The organism is Enterococcus sp. AMC1623 (assembly GCF_058216495.1).
Genome location: NZ_CM177096.1, coordinates 1,473,009 through 1,488,823, shown reverse-complemented (window position 1 = coordinate 1,488,823; position 15,815 = coordinate 1,473,009). Strand labels below are relative to the sequence as shown.

Annotated in this window: 17 protein-coding genes and 1 pseudogene; 12 read left to right on the top strand and 6 right to left on the bottom strand. The window is 35.3% G+C overall.

Annotated elements, in window-relative coordinates:
* Window positions 1-762 precede the first annotated feature (762 nt).
* The 6 genes from AC4BC7_RS07355 (at window position 763) to AC4BC7_RS07330 (ending at window position 5,161) form a co-directional block, all read left to right on the top strand.
* The gene (locus AC4BC7_RS07355) at window positions 763-1,095 is read left to right on the top strand and encodes a PTS lactose/cellobiose transporter subunit IIA (RefSeq protein WP_207941262.1); all 333 of its coding nucleotides are present in this window, start codon (window positions 763-765) and stop codon (window positions 1,093-1,095) included.
* Entirely contained in the window at window positions 1,088-2,488 is a 1,401-nt protein-coding gene (locus AC4BC7_RS07350) for a glycoside hydrolase family 1 protein (RefSeq protein ID WP_490504262.1), read from the top strand. The genes AC4BC7_RS07355 and AC4BC7_RS07350 overlap by 8 nt, the downstream gene beginning before the upstream one ends.
* A gap of 5 nt (window positions 2,489-2,493) precedes the next feature.
* The gene (locus tag AC4BC7_RS07345) at window positions 2,494-2,784 is read left to right on the top strand and encodes a PTS sugar transporter subunit IIB (RefSeq protein WP_207941258.1); all 291 of its coding nucleotides are present in this window, start codon (window positions 2,494-2,496) and stop codon (window positions 2,782-2,784) included.
* 4 nt (window positions 2,785-2,788) lie between these two features.
* On the top strand, window positions 2,789-3,187 hold the full coding sequence (locus AC4BC7_RS07340) for a hypothetical protein (protein WP_490504261.1): 399 nt from the start codon (window positions 2,789-2,791) through the stop codon (window positions 3,185-3,187).
* A gap of 4 nt (window positions 3,188-3,191) precedes the next feature.
* The gene (locus tag AC4BC7_RS07335) at window positions 3,192-4,355 is read left to right on the top strand and encodes a BglG family transcription antiterminator (protein ID WP_490504260.1); all 1,164 of its coding nucleotides are present in this window, start codon (window positions 3,192-3,194) and stop codon (window positions 4,353-4,355) included.
* 116 nt (window positions 4,356-4,471) lie between these two features.
* Window positions 4,472-5,161, top strand: coding sequence for an aspartate/glutamate racemase family protein (locus AC4BC7_RS07330; RefSeq protein ID WP_490504259.1), 690 nt, complete (start codon window positions 4,472-4,474; stop codon window positions 5,159-5,161).
* 62 nt (window positions 5,162-5,223) lie between these two features.
* Here AC4BC7_RS07330 and AC4BC7_RS07325 read toward each other — a convergent pair whose 3' ends face one another.
* Window positions 5,224-6,606, bottom strand: a complete 1,383-nt coding sequence (locus AC4BC7_RS07325; protein WP_490504258.1) for an MATE family efflux transporter — start codon at window positions 6,604-6,606, stop codon at window positions 5,224-5,226.
* Between the two features lie 144 nt (window positions 6,607-6,750).
* Between AC4BC7_RS07325 and AC4BC7_RS07320 the strand changes: the two genes are divergently transcribed.
* Window positions 6,751-7,506 carry a MerR family transcriptional regulator gene (locus AC4BC7_RS07320; protein ID WP_207941252.1) on the top strand — a complete coding sequence of 252 codons (756 nt, stop codon included), beginning with the start codon at window positions 6,751-6,753 and terminating at the stop codon, window positions 7,504-7,506.
* A 42-nt stretch (window positions 7,507-7,548) separates the two neighbouring features.
* Here AC4BC7_RS07320 and AC4BC7_RS07315 read toward each other — a convergent pair whose 3' ends face one another.
* From AC4BC7_RS07315 to AC4BC7_RS07300, 4 genes are all read right to left on the bottom strand, one after another.
* On the bottom strand, window positions 7,549-8,004 hold the full coding sequence (locus tag AC4BC7_RS07315; RefSeq protein ID WP_207941251.1) for a DUF1307 domain-containing protein: 456 nt from the start codon (window positions 8,002-8,004) through the stop codon (window positions 7,549-7,551).
* Between the two features lie 104 nt (window positions 8,005-8,108).
* The gene (ald, locus tag AC4BC7_RS07310; protein WP_207941249.1) at window positions 8,109-9,218 is read right to left on the bottom strand and encodes an alanine dehydrogenase; all 1,110 of its coding nucleotides are present in this window, start codon (window positions 9,216-9,218) and stop codon (window positions 8,109-8,111) included.
* Between the two features lie 81 nt (window positions 9,219-9,299).
* Window positions 9,300-10,001 (bottom strand): C39 family peptidase, encoded by a 702-nt coding sequence (locus tag AC4BC7_RS07305; protein ID WP_207941248.1) that lies wholly within the window; start codon window positions 9,999-10,001, stop codon window positions 9,300-9,302.
* Between the two features lie 90 nt (window positions 10,002-10,091).
* Window positions 10,092-12,023 carry an ABC-F family ATP-binding cassette domain-containing protein gene (locus AC4BC7_RS07300; protein WP_207941246.1) on the bottom strand — a complete coding sequence of 644 codons (1,932 nt, stop codon included), beginning with the start codon at window positions 12,021-12,023 and terminating at the stop codon, window positions 10,092-10,094.
* A 212-nt stretch (window positions 12,024-12,235) separates the two neighbouring features.
* On the opposite strand from AC4BC7_RS07300, the gene AC4BC7_RS07295 reads away from it, so the two are divergent.
* From AC4BC7_RS07295 to AC4BC7_RS07285, 3 genes are all read left to right on the top strand, one after another.
* Window positions 12,236-12,886 (top strand): redox-sensing transcriptional repressor Rex, encoded by a 651-nt coding sequence (locus AC4BC7_RS07295; protein ID WP_207941244.1) that lies wholly within the window; start codon window positions 12,236-12,238, stop codon window positions 12,884-12,886.
* A gap of 78 nt (window positions 12,887-12,964) precedes the next feature.
* Window positions 12,965-13,540, top strand: coding sequence for a transposase (locus AC4BC7_RS07290; protein WP_490503092.1), 576 nt, complete (start codon window positions 12,965-12,967; stop codon window positions 13,538-13,540).
* Window positions 13,450-14,385, top strand: a complete 936-nt coding sequence (locus AC4BC7_RS07285) for an IS3 family transposase (protein ID WP_490504418.1) — start codon at window positions 13,450-13,452, stop codon at window positions 14,383-14,385. Before AC4BC7_RS07290 ends, AC4BC7_RS07285 begins: the two co-directional genes overlap by 91 nt.
* A 97-nt stretch (window positions 14,386-14,482) precedes the next feature.
* Here AC4BC7_RS07285 and AC4BC7_RS07280 read toward each other — a convergent pair.
* A pseudogene (locus AC4BC7_RS07280) lies at window positions 14,483-14,827 on the bottom strand (thioredoxin family protein).
* A 269-nt stretch (window positions 14,828-15,096) separates the two neighbouring features.
* On the opposite strand from AC4BC7_RS07280, the gene AC4BC7_RS07275 reads away from it, so the two are divergent.
* The gene (locus AC4BC7_RS07275) at window positions 15,097-15,363 is read left to right on the top strand and encodes an IreB family regulatory phosphoprotein (RefSeq protein ID WP_207941240.1); all 267 of its coding nucleotides are present in this window, start codon (window positions 15,097-15,099) and stop codon (window positions 15,361-15,363) included.
* Entirely contained in the window at window positions 15,363-15,794 is a 432-nt protein-coding gene (gene ruvX / locus AC4BC7_RS07270) for a Holliday junction resolvase RuvX (protein ID WP_207941238.1), read from the top strand. Before AC4BC7_RS07275 ends, ruvX begins: the two co-directional genes overlap by 1 nt.
* Window positions 15,795-15,815: the final 21 nt, after the last annotated feature.

The following is a 15,815-nucleotide window of genomic DNA, read 5'->3' as shown; positions in this document are numbered from 1 at the left end:
CGCTTTTTTCGTGTTTTTCAAACATAAGCTAGTCTATAGTTATATTTGAAAAGCATAGTCAAGCGAGAGTGTGATTACTTGTATCAGCAAAAAAATTTCGTTCTGAGAATCAAAGAGTAGTTCTAAAAATATTCATTGTCCTATTGACGAGAGGTCCACTGTTTGGAGCTTAACACTGGGAAGTTGTTTTATTTATCTAAACCTGCAATCTTACGCTGTTTGCAGGTTGATTCTTCTGCAACATATTTTAAGACAGTGCAAAATTATTTGCGGGAATTTTTTTGAAAATTTTGTATAATTTTTTTCTAGCCATTTGATTTTACCTCTAATTCTTTCTTACTATATACACTATATTCTGGGAAATAGGTTCGAAAAATATCTGTATCGATAATACAAATATTATCTAGCATTTTAGTTGAAGAGGTAGTAACTAAGATGAGATGAAGAAAGATAAAAATAGTTTATAGATTGAATCTCTCAGACTGTCACCTAACTACTATGAAAGGTGACGGTCTTTTTGTATTCATTTGTTGTGTTTCCTCTTATATTTTGGGTGTTAATACATTTTTCCCATAGTTAGTAATTGTAGCGGGTCAATTATTATGGGAAGACGGTTATCATGTTGTTAACTGATACGCTAAGGAGATAGCTTTTTAAGTTTTTGCACCAACTTTTTCCACTTTACTAGTGGAAAAGAATGATTTCATTGTGTAATGAAACCGTTTTATACTAAGCGTGTAAGAAAGATAAGGAGTTGAATTTATGGAGAATAAAATTAATACAGAGTTGGACTCGATGGCAATCATTTTACATGCGGGGAATGCGAAGAGCTCTGCTTTTGAAGCGATGATTGCAGTTAAATCTGGTGATAGCTTAACATATGAAGCAAAGTACCAAGAAGCTCGCGAAGAAATTATTTTAGCAAAAAAAGCCCATGCGGAACTTTTACGGAAATTATCTGCAGCTGAACGTATGGAAAATATTGATTTGTTACTGGTACATGCAGAGGGGCATCTATCCTCAACAGATATTGCTATTGAATTGATTGGTGATATTGGTGAACTATATAAATGGAAGGAGAGTTTTAATGGATAAGAATTTTTTATGGGGTGGGGCTACAGCTTCTTACCAATGTGAAGGTGCTTGGGATATTGATGATAAACAGCCTTCAATGTGGGATTGCTATTTACATGAAAACAATTTAGAAAATGGTGATGTAGCAAGTGATTATTACCATCGTTATGAAGAAGATATCAGAATGATGGCAGAAGGCGGACAAAATACTTATCGCTTCTCTCTATCGTGGCCAAGAATTATTAAGGATAAAGAAGGAACCGTCAATTTAAAAGGAATTGATTTTTATCATCGTATTTTAGATACGTGTAAAAAATATGGGATTGAACCATTTGTAACCATTTATCATTGGGATCTGCCACAGTATTGGGAATTGGAAGGTGGTTGGTTAAATAAAGAAACGTGTTACGCGTTTGAACAGTTTGCTAAAGTTTGTTTTGAACATTTTGGTGATAAAGTTAGCTATTGGACTACTTTTAATGAACCAAAATGGTTTATTGTAAATGGCTATTTTATTGGTAATTATCCTCCGGGTTTACAAGATGTTCAAAAAACGATATATGGTGCTTATCATGTCATGTATGCAAGTGCGTTAGCTGTCCGAGCTTTTAGAGCAGGGAATTATCAAGGTGAAATTGGAATTGTTCATAGTTATACACCTGTAAATGGCGTGGATGATACGATTGAAACGAAAATTGCGATGCGTTATGCTGATAATTATTGCAATAATTGGATTTTAGATACGGCGGCGTTAGGAGAATTTCCAATCGATTTGATTGCTAGATTGTCAGAAAAATATGACGTGTCTTTTATGAAAGCAGAAGATTTAGCGGTTATCAAAAACTATACCGTCGATTTTATTGGACTAAATTATTATGCACGTACGTTAGTAAAGCCTTATACAGAAGGAGAAACACAACTGATATTCAACCATTCAGGTAAAAAAGGTCAAAGTAAAGTGATTATTAAGGATTGGTTTGAGCAAGTCAAAGATCCAAATAGTGAATATACAGCATGGGATACAGAAATTTACCCGAAAGGATTGCAAGATGGGTTAATTGAAGCATGGGAAAGATATGAATTACCAATTTTTGTTACTGAAAATGGCGTAGGTGTTCGAGAAGATGTCACGGTAGACTGTGTACAAGACGATTATCGAATCGAATTTATGAACGATCATATTAATGCAATCATGAATGCAATGGATAAAGGTGTAGATATTCGAGGGTATTATGCCTGGGCATCTTTTGACTTATATTCATGGAAAAATGGTGTCGAAAAACGTTATGGCTTAGTAGCTGTTGATTTTGGAAATGAACAAATCAGAAAACCCAAAGCATCTTATTATTGGTTCAAAGAGATGATTGAAAGTAATGCAAAAATAATCAAACGTAGAAAATTTGAAAAGGAATGAGTACAATGAAAAAAGTTATTTTAATTTGTAATGCAGGAATGTCTACTGGAATGTTGGCAAAAAAAATTGAAGCAGCTTCAAATAATTCTCTAGAGGTTAAAGCTTACAGTGAATCAGAATACAAAGATTATTTGGAAGGCGCAGATCTTGTTTTAATTGGACCTCAAATTCGTTTTTTACTGCCTCAAATAACCGCAAGTGTCAGTGTACCTGTTGAAGCAATTTCTCCTATGAAATATGGAATCATGGATGGAAAAGGTGTTTACGAAGATATTATCAAAATAATTGGAGGATAACTATATGGGCTTTGAATCATTAAGTGCAAGTATGGATAAATATATTTCTCCTCTTGCAAATAAATTAAGTCAGCAACGACACTTAAAAGCAACACGAGATGCCTTTATGTCTATGTTACCAATTACGTTATTTGGGTCGATTCCAATTATTATTAATGCAGCGCCGGTAACCGATGATACAACGAATAGTTTTCTTTTAGCATGGGCTGAGTTTGCGAACAATAATAGTATGATTTTGAATTGGCTTAGTGGTATAACCTTAAGTGCTATGTCACTATATATTTGTTTAGGTGTTACGTACTTTTTATGTCGTCATTATGAAGAAGACGTGCTACGACCAATCATGTTCGCCATTACGGGATTTTTAATGCTAGTGATGAAACCTTCAGGAAAATTTAAGTGATAGAATGGCCGTTGCTTTGATCGCACGACTAAAAGAGCAGTTAGGTATTTTATTACCTGAAAATGAGATACCTTATATCAAACGACTATATCTTGGGAAAATTTATAAAGAAGGAACAGAGGAAGCTTATTTAACCAAATTTGTTGATGATATCTTAGAAAAAGTTCATCAATTGTATCGAATTGATTTTTCAACAGATGAACAATTTAAAAATTATTTGACATTGCATCTCTCCGGTTTATATACCAGAGGAACACAAGGTAGATATTTAACCAATCCTTTAATCGAAGAAATGAAAGGAAAATTTCCTTTTATTTATAATATTAGTGTCTATGTTGCGGCACTGGTTCAAGAAGAGCTAGCTATCATTTTTCCTGATGATGAAATAGCTTATATTGCTTTACATTTTTTATCGGCTTCAGAAACATTGAATAGAGGCAAGAAGAAAAAAGTAGTGGTTGTTTGTCCGTATGGTATTGCTAGTCAGAGAATAATCCAAAAAAAATTATCTAAAATTACGGATTATACGATTGAAATTGTAAAATTTGTTTCTGCATTACAAATGTCATTATGCGATGAGACTGACATTGATTTAATTATTACCTCAGAATCATTGGAAAAAAATAGTAAAACACCTATTTTTAAATATTCGTCATTTCTAACTGATGAAGATATTGTACAAATTGAAAAAATTTTTTTGAGACAAGAAAAGACACTGACGGTACTAGATACTTTTTTCAAAAGAGAATTATTTTTTCCCAATATGAATTTTGAAACCAGAAAAGAAGTCATTGCTTTTTTATGTGAACAATTAAGTGATAAGAATTACTGTGAACCAGATTACTATGAGAAAGTTTGGAAACGTGAAATGCTTTCAAGTACGTCTTACGGTAATTATTTTGCGATTCCTCATGCAATTAAACGATGTGCGAAGAGAAATGCTGTGTCAATTTGTTTTTTGGATAAGGCAATTGATTGGGATGGGAAAAAAGTGAAATTGGTATTGTTGCTTTCTTTGAAGGAAGAAAGGGAAGATATGTTTGAAGAGCTGTTTGTTCAATTAGTAGACATGTTAGACGAAGTTAGGTTTGTTAAAAAATTATCTAGACAACAGTCCTTTGAATCATTTATAAAATTATGTCAAAGTTCTATTGAAATGTCTGAGTAAAAAAGGAGTATTTCAGAAGGGCTGCTACGATTTTTTTACTTTGCCCTAACAGGCAAGCTCTTTTTTAAGTTAGCGTGAATTGTGTTAAACTATCAGAAATTAATGGAGGTGGAGCAATGAAAACAATCGGTTTAATCGGTGGAATGAGTTGGGAGAGTACAGTGACGTATTACACACGAATCAATCAATTGATTAATGAACAATTAGGCGGTTTACATTCTGCTAAGATTTTATTAGCTAGTGTCGATTTTGATGAAATTGAAAAGTGCCAACTGGCGAATGAATGGGGAAAAAGTGGAGAAATTTTAGAAAAAGAAGCCCAAAAATTAGAACAAGCAGGGGCTGATTTTTTAATGATTTGTACGAATACGATGCATAAAGTTGTTCCTCAAATTGAAAAGAATTTGTCGATTCCTATTTTGCATATTGCAGATGCAACCATTGCAGAACTTCAACAGCACGGCATAAAAAAAGTAGCACTGTTAGGAACAAAATACACGATGACACAAGATTTTTATAAACAAAAAATTATTGATAGTGGGATTGATGTTTGGATACCGGATGAAGATATTGAGCGTATCAATCAAATTATTTTTGAAGAATTATGTCATGGGAAAATTTTAGCATCTTCTAAAGCCGTGTTTTGTCAAATAATCGACAAAGCAATTGCAGAAGGAGCAGAAGGCGTAATTTTAGGTTGTACGGAAATTGGTTTGTTGATTCAGCAAGCAGATGTTTCATTGCCAGTATTTGATACAACGGAAATCCACTCACAAAAAGCAGTCTTAATTGCATTAGAAAAATAAAAAAATAGCCAAATGATGTAGAGCTAAACTGTGCACTCGATATCATTTGGCTGGTTTATTTTTTAAGCTTCAACAACAATATTTTCTAACCAAGCATCAGATTTCACTAGGAAATAACCAATGATACATTTTAAGGCTTCGGTCATCTGGCAAATGAAATACACCCAAATGATTGGTAGAGAGGTATGCGTACTTAATAGATAGGCTAATGGTAAGACAATGACCCAAATAAAGACACTATCAAATAAAAAGGTAATAATCGTTTTACCACCTGAACGTAAGACGAAATAACTGACATGATTAAACGCATAAAATGGCATACAGATTGCGCCAATCATAATAAAATGACTCGCTAAATCTTTCACTTCACGACTTGTATTATAAATTTCTGGAAAATGAGGAGCGATAATAATCATAATAATTCCCATAATCGTGCAACTTACTACAGAGAAGAAAATCAGTTTGCGTGCACTGTCTTTAGCTTCTGCCATTTTATTTGCACCTAATAATTGTCCCACTACAATTGCCGCAGATCCACCTAAGGCTAAGAAAATAATGTTAAAAATATTCGATACTGTTGAAGCAATATTCATTCCTGCAATAACACTTAATCCTCGAATAGAGTAAGCTTGTAAGACAATTGTCATACCACAGGCCCAAAGAACTTCATTTAACATTAAAGGAGAACCTTTTTTGATGATTTGTTGGATCAGTTGTTTAGGAATATGAAAATTGCGAAAGGCACCGACAATAAATGGATTATCCATATTGTGGCGGTGGACCCAAACAACGATAATTGCACATTCAATGATTCGCGCAATAACGGTTGAAATTGCGGCTCCTTGCACGCCTAGTTGGGGTGCACCGAAATTTCCAAAAATCAATAGATAATTTAAAAGCGTATTTGTGACTACGGCCACGCTACTTGCAAACATCGGGACAATCGTTTTTCCCATTTCCCGTAAGGTACTTGCATAGGCTTGCGAGATAGAGAAGGGAATTAGACCGACCAACATGATTACTAAAAAGGCTTGTCCAGATTGTAACGCAAGTGTTAAATTACTACTGGTACCATCGTTGTGCAGAAACAATGAGATTAAAGGGATCTGCATAGTGAAAAGTAGAAGCATACCCAGTAAAGAAGCAATAATTCCTGCAACTAACTTAAAACGAAACGCATTTCGCATCCCCACAAAATCACGTTTTCCATAATATTGAGTGCCAAAAATACTAGCACCTGAAACAATACCAAAAATACATAAATTAAAAACAAAAATAAGTTGATTAACAATTGCTACGCCAGACATTTGTTCAGTACCAATTTGTCCAACCATAATATTATCCAAAAAATTGACTAAATTTGTTACCCCATTTTGAATCATTACTGGAATTGCAATCGTTAATACCGTTCGATAAAAAGCTTTATCTCCAATAAATTTTTTCATTGTTTTTCCTATTCACTTCCTTTTTTAGAACATCTCTTGTATTGTACATGAAATAAAAAAAGGTACAAGCAAAAAAATAAATTTTTTTACTTGACCTTCTCGTAACGAAAAGGTTTATGATAAGTTTGTCAGGAGGGATAAGACATGGAATATACGATAAAAAAAATAGCCAATTTATCGGGTGTCAGTGCACGGACATTACGCTTTTATGATGAAATTGATTTGCTGAAACCAGCAAGAGTTAATTCATCGGGTTATCGTATCTATGGTCAACAAGAAGTCAATCGATTGCAACAAATTTTATTTTATCGAGAACTAGATATGAAATTAGAAGAAATTAAAGAGATTCTCGATAATCCTGACTTTAATGTTGAACAAGCCTTAATGGAGCATCAAGAAAAATTATTAGCAAAACGACGAGAAATTGATCGTTTGTTAGCTTCTGTTCAACAAACAATGCATTATTATAAAGGAGAGATTGATATGACAGATCAAGAAAAATTTACAGCGTTTAAAGAACAAAAAATTGCAGAAAATGAAGCAAAATACGGCGAAGAAATTCGTGAGAAATATGGGAAAGAAACCGTGGAACGTTCAAATCAAAAATATTTGAACTTAACAGAAGAACAAATGCAGGAAATGACGGAGACAGAAACACAACTATTTGCAAAAATCGAGATGTATTTACAACAACCGGAAATTGAAAGTGATCTTGCAAAAGAAATTTGTGAATTACACAAAAAATGGTTGAGTTTCACTTGGCCGGCATACTCAGCTGAAGCTCACAAAGGTTTGGGAATGATGTATGTTGCTGATGAGCGTTTCACTGCTTATTATGATGACAAACATGCAGGCGCAGCACAAGCATTAAATGATGTGATTCAGTACCATGCAAAATAACAAAAAAGGCGTTCATGCGATTGCTGCATGAACACCTTTTTTTTATTCTTTCAATGTATATCCCTGGTTTAGCATTAGTTCTTCACTTTTTTTCATACTGATTCCTTGGCTAATATCACCTTCAATAGTAAAACCATCAATGTTTTTAACCTGTTCGTAATCGATATCAGCATAGGTAATTGTAATTTCTTCAACAACCGGATCCCTCTCGTAATCAATAGAATAATCAATTCCCTTAACATCACGATACTGACTAGCATACGGTTCAAGTGTTGCTTCTGCTTCCGCAGCATTTGTAGCACCTAGATACTCGTAACTAACCAAATTTTTCGTGGTTTGTCGCGTTACGTCATCATCTTTGTAATAATAAGTAATTTCAGAGGTATAACCTTCCGTTTCTGAGACAAATACTTTTTTCTCTTCACTACTACTACTATTACAACCTACCATAAAAACTAGAGCAACGATTGTCATTCCCAAAGCTAACAACTTTTTCATACCAAACAACTCCTCTATTTATAGTTATATGTTTTATTGTACCAATAAATAGGTAGAATGGCTTAATATTCGCTTGTAGGACCTTTTACAAGAAGGCTATTTTTTTAGAGTAGTTCATTTAATGAGGTATAAGGTAAAGACAAGTCACTTGCAACAGCTTCATGAACTAAGTGGCCTCGGTAAGTATTCACGCCACGGAAAAGGGCAGCATCGGATTTAATCACTTGTTCAAATGTGCCATTAGCGAGCTTTTTAGCAAATGGCAAGGTAGCATTGCTCAGTGCGTAAGTGGCTGTTTGGGCAACTGCTCCCGGCATATTTGCTACGGCATAGTGGATGACATGTTCTTCAATGTAGGTTGGATTATCATGTGTGGTTGTTTGACTTCCTGTCTCAAAAATCCCTCCTTGATCAATGGCGATATCAACGATAACTGAACGGTCAGGCATATCACGAACCATTTCCCGTGTTACTAGAGTGGGCGCTTTATGACCTGGAAGTAAGACAGCACCTACCACTAAATCGGCAGTTCGTAATTGCTGATGGATATTGAAGGTATTTGACAATAGCGTTTGAATTTGTCCGTTAAATTGCGCATCTAGTTCTTTCAAACGATTAATATTCACATCCAGAATAGTTACGTTTGAACCTAATCCATAAGCAATTTTTGCTGCATTCGTTCCAGCGACCCCACCACCGATAATGACCACATTGCCTTTACGAACGCCGGGGACACCTGCCAATAAGATACCTTTGCCTCCTTGAGGACTTTCTAAAAATTCTGCCCCAATCTGTGCTGCCATCCGACCAGCAATTTCACTCATAGGAGCGAGTAAAGGGAGTGAACGGTCATTTAGTTGAACGCTTTCATAAGCAATCGTATTAACTTTGGCTTTTAATAACGCGTCAGCAACCGGCTTGTTAGCTGCTAAATGTAAATAAGTAAACAATAATAAATCTTCACGGAAATAGGCGTATTCTTCTGGGAGCGGTTCTTTCACTTTCAAGACCATATCAGCGGACCAAGCATCTTTTGCATGAGCAATCGTTGCTCCAACTTGTTGGTATTCTTCGTCAGAAATCGCAGAACCCACACCGGCATTGGTTTCGACAATCACTTGATGTCCAGCTTGAATTAATTCGTAGACACCAGATGGCGGTAACGCAACACGATTTTCATTGTTCTTGATTTCTTTTGGTATTCCAATTTTCATAAAAATCCCTCCATTATATTCTCTCTCTAGTATAGAGGAAAAGAATCTTGATTACAAATTCACAATAAAAAAAGCAATCAATTAAATGATTGCCCAATAGTTTTGAATCGTGTTTGTTAGTTCGGAAGGTGTGTATACTTTTTTGTAGTGTTCTGTATCTGGTGAATCTAAAGGATCTAATACTCGTAGGTTCCCATCTTTTGTGCGAACAATGACGGCGAAGTGTTCATTTGAATAATCGTCAGGAGTTAAGGCTATGATGACAGGTTCACCGTTTTTCAAGTGGGTCTCAGCTTCTTCGTAGTGATAGCCTAAATTACTGATAGAAATACCATAGTTTTCACTAGCTTGTTCGAAAAATTTCCATTTAAGTGTATTATCAGAGTTAAAATAATCTTCAGAGATTAACTCATAAATGACTTCATAATCATAATCCAACTCTTGCTGATAGGAGAGAACCATCATCATCGATGCAATGGCACTACCGTGTGTCTCCATCGTTAAAGAGTTGGTATAATCAATCACTTCATTTTTCCAGCGTTCATCAGTTTGTAAATATAAGGGGACTTTGATGCCGTCTGCTTTTAGTTGTTGTGTTGCTCGATAGGAAAATTCGGTATAAGGACCTTCTTCATAATAATTGTCTTCAATAGGGGTTGTCGGTTGTTCATAGGCTTGTACGTCATAACTATGGATAGCATTTCGAATACCAAAGCTAACTATGCCGCTACCAATCAATAGACTACCAAAAACAATCATGCCCCAATTTCTTTGTTTTTTCACAAGTGAACCTCCTTAATTTCATTTACTATTCATTAAACCAAACTCAGTAAAAAAAAGCATCGGACTTTAGAATGAAAAGTCCGATGCTGGTTAATTTAATTCCTCTAACTCAAGACTTAATGTTTCCCATTCTTCCATTAATTGTTCTTGACGTTGTTGGGCAGTTTCAACAAACTGATTCAATTCATTTAACTTTACATGGTTATTTAAGATTTCTGGTTCAGTCATTTGAGTTTGAGAAGTTGTAATTTCTTCATCTAATGTTGCTAATTCTTCTTCTATTTTTTCAATTTTACGTTTTAAGTTACGGATAATTTTTTGTTGTTCTTTGCTTTGTTGAAAGTTTTGTTTTCCTGTTGAAACGGTGACAGTCTCTTCTTTTTCTTCTAAAAGGGCCGCAATTTCCGCTTCTTCTTGTTTCTTTTCTAAATAATAGTCATAATCACCTAAATAAAGTTTACTACCATTTTCAGAAAGCTCAATTACTTTTGTCGCAATACGATTAATAAAGTAACGGTCATGAGAAACGAAGAAAAGCGTTCCTTCATAGTCAATTAAGGTATTTTCTAAAACTTCCTTGTTGTCGATATCTAAATGGTTGGTGGGTTCATCAAGAATTAAAAAATTTTCTCGATTCATCGCTAATTTTGCTAAAGCGACCCGAGCTTTTTCGCCACCACTTAATAAAGCGATGGGTTTGTCAACATCTTCACCAGAAAATAAGAAACCACCTAATGCGGTTCGAATGTCTACTTCAGGAGTTGTTGGATGTTCATCCCATAATTCTTGCAAAATAGTTTTATTTTGATGTAAATTCGTTTGTCCTTGATCGTAATAACCAGTCGCAACATTGGCACCAAATGTTGCTGCGCCACGGATAAAAGGTAGTTCACCAATAATTGATTTCAATAAGGTAGATTTTCCAATTCCGTTAGGCCCGACTAAGGCAATGGCGTCTTTACGACGGATATCCAGATTGATTGGGTCTGATAAAATTTCTTCTATTGAATAACCAATGGCGGCATCTTCCACTTGTAAGACGATATTACCAGAAGGTTTTTCGATATCAAATAGGAAATGAGCCGATTTTTCATCCCCTTGCGGTCGGTCTAATCGATCCATTTTTTCTAATTGTTTGCGACGACTTTGTGCCCGTTTGGTTGTCGAAGCACGCACTAAGTTTCGAGCAACGAAATCTTCCAGTTTATTAATTTCGGTTTGTTGTTTTTCATAGGCTTTCCAATCACTTGCTAATTGCTCTGCTTTTAAGTCCAAATAACGGCTATAGTTTCCTTTGTAATGACGCATTTTACGACGGCTAATTTCATAAATCTCCGTAACAACTTTGTCTAGAAAATAACGGTCATGTGAAACGATTAGAAGGGAACCTGAATAATTTTGTAGATAGCCTTCTAACCAAGCTAATGTCTCAATATCTAAGTGGTTAGTTGGTTCATCGAGAATTAGAATATCTGGACTTTGCAATAACATTTTGGCTAATGCTAGACGAGTTTTTTGTCCACCAGAAAGTGTAGCTATTTTTTGACTGTAAAAAGTAGCATCAAATTGAAAACCATGCAATACAGAGCGAATTTCATTTTCATATCCATAGCCATTTTTTTCCGAAAAGTCATGTTGTAAACGATCGTATTCTTTTAAAATAGTTTGATAGTCTGGCGTCGTTGGATCTGTCTCACTAATAGCAATTTCCAATTCACGCATACGTTTTTCAATTAGCCGAACTTCAGCAAAGGCATCGAGCATCTCTTCCCAAACGGTTGCGTTTGAAATTAGCCCCGTATCTTGAGCTAAATAGCCCATAGTAGCAGTTTTATTTTTAGCTATCGTACCAGCATCAGGTGCTTCGATACCAGCGATAATTTTTAAGAAAGTTGATTTACCAGCACCGTTTCTACCCACAAGTCCAATGCGAGCACGGCTACTAATTTCTAATTGAAGATTTTCAAAAAGAACCTCAGCACCGAAGAGACGGGCGATTTGGTTGGCTTGTAATAAAATCATAGTATCCTCACTTCTAAATTCTTTTCATTTAATGGACGAATCAGTGTTAGTCTATCACATTTTCTAAGACTTAGCGAGATGGCTAAAAAACGATTTGCAAGAAAATTCGTGAAAATCGCTTATTTTTGAGCAATCAAATTGCTTTTTTTTAGTTCTTTTTGATATGATACTCTTTGTACTAGTGAAGATTTCACAAACGGAGGTCTATAAAAGTGAAAGAAAATCAAATACCAAAGGCAACAGCGAAACGATTGCCTCTATATTATCGCTATTTGCGAATCTTAAATAATGCTGGAAAGAAAAAAGTTTCTTCGACTGAATTGAGTGAAGCTGTTCAAGTTGATAGTGCAACTATTCGCCGTGATTTTTCTTATTTTGGCGAATTAGGAAAACGTGGTTACGGATACGATGTTCAAGATTTAATGCAATTTTTTGCTAAAACATTAAATGATGATCAAATGACAAATGTTGCGTTAATTGGTGTTGGGAATTTAGGAAGCGCGTTACTAAAATACAAATTCCATCAAAGCAATAGCATCCGCGTGAGTGCGGCATTTGATGTAAATCCTGATATTGTAGGACGTATTGTAGACGGTATTCCAGTTTATCCAATGACGGATATGAAAGAACAGATTGCGATTCAACAAATTGATATTGCGATTTTAACTGTTCCTGCACAACGTTCACAAGATGTGGTGAATGAATTAGTAGAAGCTGGCATTAAAGGGATTTTAAACTTTACACCGGCTCGTATTACAGCACCAAGCGATGTGTTAATTCAAAATGTCGATTTAACAAATGAATTACAAACTTTAATTTATTTCTTACATTCTGGTTCAGAAGGCGAAACGATAGCAGAATAACAAAAACACCCCAAATCATTTTTGTACCGACCCCCAAAAGTTAGACCAAAAATCTAACTTTTGGAGGTCGGTGTTTTTATGGCAAAATATCGTTTTGAATTTAAGTTGAAGGTTGTTCAAGAATATCTTGACAAGGAAGGTAGCTATTTATTTCTAACGAAGAAATATGGGCTAAAGGACACAAAGCAACTACGAACCTGGGTCAATTCTTACCAAGAATTTGGTGAAGAAGGGCTGCTTCGAAAAAGGCAAAATAATTCTTATCCTGTTCAATTAAAGCTAGATGCGATAAAGTTATATCAAACAAGTGAGTTGTCCTATCGAGAAATTGCCAATCAATTTGGGATAAACAATCCTGCGCTGATTGCCAACTGGATGCGGAAATTTCGGGATCAAGGAATCGATGGACTCTCAAATACGAAGGGACGGCTATCTACCTTGCCTAAAAAAGATCAGAATAAGGCTAAACCTGTTACTAATCCTACAGTTGAAGAACAAGATCGAATGAAAGTGCTCGAAAAACGCATTCGGACTCTCGAAATCGAGAATGCCTTTTTAAAAGAATTGAGGAAGCTGCGAAAACAGGAAGCCCAACAAAGACGAAGGAATCAATCGCACGAATCATCGACAGCCTCCGAGGATCATTCAAATTAGTGGAGCTTCTTGACACATTGAAATTTCCGAAAGCTACTTTTATGTATTGGCAAAAACGGTTTAACCGTATGAATCCTAACCAAGAAATCGAGGACGAAATGTTGGAGATTCGAAAAGACCATAAGGATTACGGATGCCTACGCATGACAGAAGAACTGAAGAAGCGTGGCTTCCTTGTTAATAAAAAGAAAATTCAAAGGCTGATTAAAAAGTTGGGCATCGAAGTGACGTCCTATACCCGCAAATCTCGACGCTATAATTCTTATCGAGGAAAAGTCGGCACAGTCGCTAAAAATCGCATTCATCGTCGTTTCTATACCAGTGTTTGTCATCAAAAAATTACCACTGATACAACTGAATTCAAATACTTTGAAATAGATATAGCTGGTGTCGTTCGTCAGAAAAAACTTTATTTAGATCCATTTATGGATTTGTACAACAGTGAAATTCTGTCTTATCGGGTTTCAAAGAAACCCAATGCGGTAGCCGTGATGGATGGATTAGAAGAAGCAATTCAGGTTACCAACGACTGCTCTGTTCGTAGAACCTTCCACTCAGATCAAGGTTGGGCTTACCAAATGAAGGCTTACCGTCATAAACTGAACCAACATAAAATCTTTCAAAGTATGTCTCGAAAAGGAAATTGTTTAGATAATTCGCCTATGGAAAACTTCTTTAGTATTTTGAAACAAGAAATCTTTCATGGAGAGATTTATCAGAGCTTCGATGAACTAAAAATAGCGATTGATCAGTATATTTACTATTACAATAATGAACGAATGAAAAAGAAGTTGAACTGGCAAAGCCCTGTTCAATTTCGAAAGGCAACACAACTCACTGCCTAACAAGCAAACAATAAATATGAAAAAAGGAGTGGATTTCTCCACTCCATAAAAGTCTAACTTTTTGGGGTCACTACATTTTTTGATGATGGGGTGTTTTTTAGCTGAAAAGTTCATCATAACTAACCGATAGATTTATAGACTGGTAGTTTTTTACAAGTTCCTCTAGTTTTTTGAAATCAATAAAACGTGCTTAACGATGCACTTCCTTGCCTTCAAAAAAGAGCAAAATAACTGGAGCAGTCAAAACTTGAAAAGTACTTGCAACTTCAGGATACGTATTAGCATCGAGATGAAACATTGGTAACGAGCTATTTTTGAATAATTGTTCAACTTGTGGCTTTACAGCATGACAGACACTACAATTGGGCATAGATAAATAAAGTAAAACTAGTTGTTTGCTTGCAATTTGGTCTTGTGCATAGGTAAACGTAACTGTTTGCATGTGTCCATTCCTCCTTGTATGTACTTTAGAATAGAACCAGTCATCTCGTCAATCATTTAAAAAAGAAAAAGAGGAGATAACGAACAATTACATGTTATTTTACAGTAATTTAATAGAAAACAAAAAACTAGTAGTAAATTCATAAATTTATCACAAAAATAAATTATAGTAAGATAAAAGCAAAGTATTTGTTTGTAGTTTCTGGTGATGTTTAGTACAATAGACAAGGAGAAGTCGCAAACTTATTCGGAGAAAGAGGTGTCATATTAATGGGTTTTACAGATGAAACGGTACGTTTTGATTTTGATGATAGTCGAAAAAAAGAAGTAAGTGAAACGTTAGCGATTGTGTATAGCGCACTAGAAGAAAAAGGGTACAATCCAATTAACCAAATCGTGGGTTACTTACTTTCTGGAGACCCGGCTTATATTCCTCGTTATCGCGAGGCTCGTAATTTGATTCGTCGCCATGAGCGTGATGAGATTTTAGAAGTGTTAATTCGTTTCTATTTAGAAAATCATGGGGTCAATCTATAATGAGAGTAATGGGACTGGACGTTGGTTCACGAACAGTGGGTATTGCTGTCAGTGATCCAATGGGATGGACCGCTCAAGGTGTAGAAATTATTCGAATTAATGAAGATGAAGGCGAATTTGGTTTTGACCGTTTGAAAGAACTGGTTGATCAGTATGAAGTCAATCAATTTGTCGTTGGTCTTCCTAAAAATATGAATAACACGATTGGTCCAAGAGCCGAAGCTTCTATGGCTTACGGTAAAAAAATTGAAGAGCTTTATCATATTCCTGTTACCTATCAAGATGAGCGTTTAACTACTGTTCAAGCGGAACGGATGTTGGTGGAACAAGCCAACACATCACGTGCTAAACGTAAGAAAGTTATCGATAAAGTAGCAGCAGTAATGATTTTACAAAACTATTTAGATGGCGCAGGCAAAAAATTGTTTTAAACTTAACACAAGGAAAGAGGA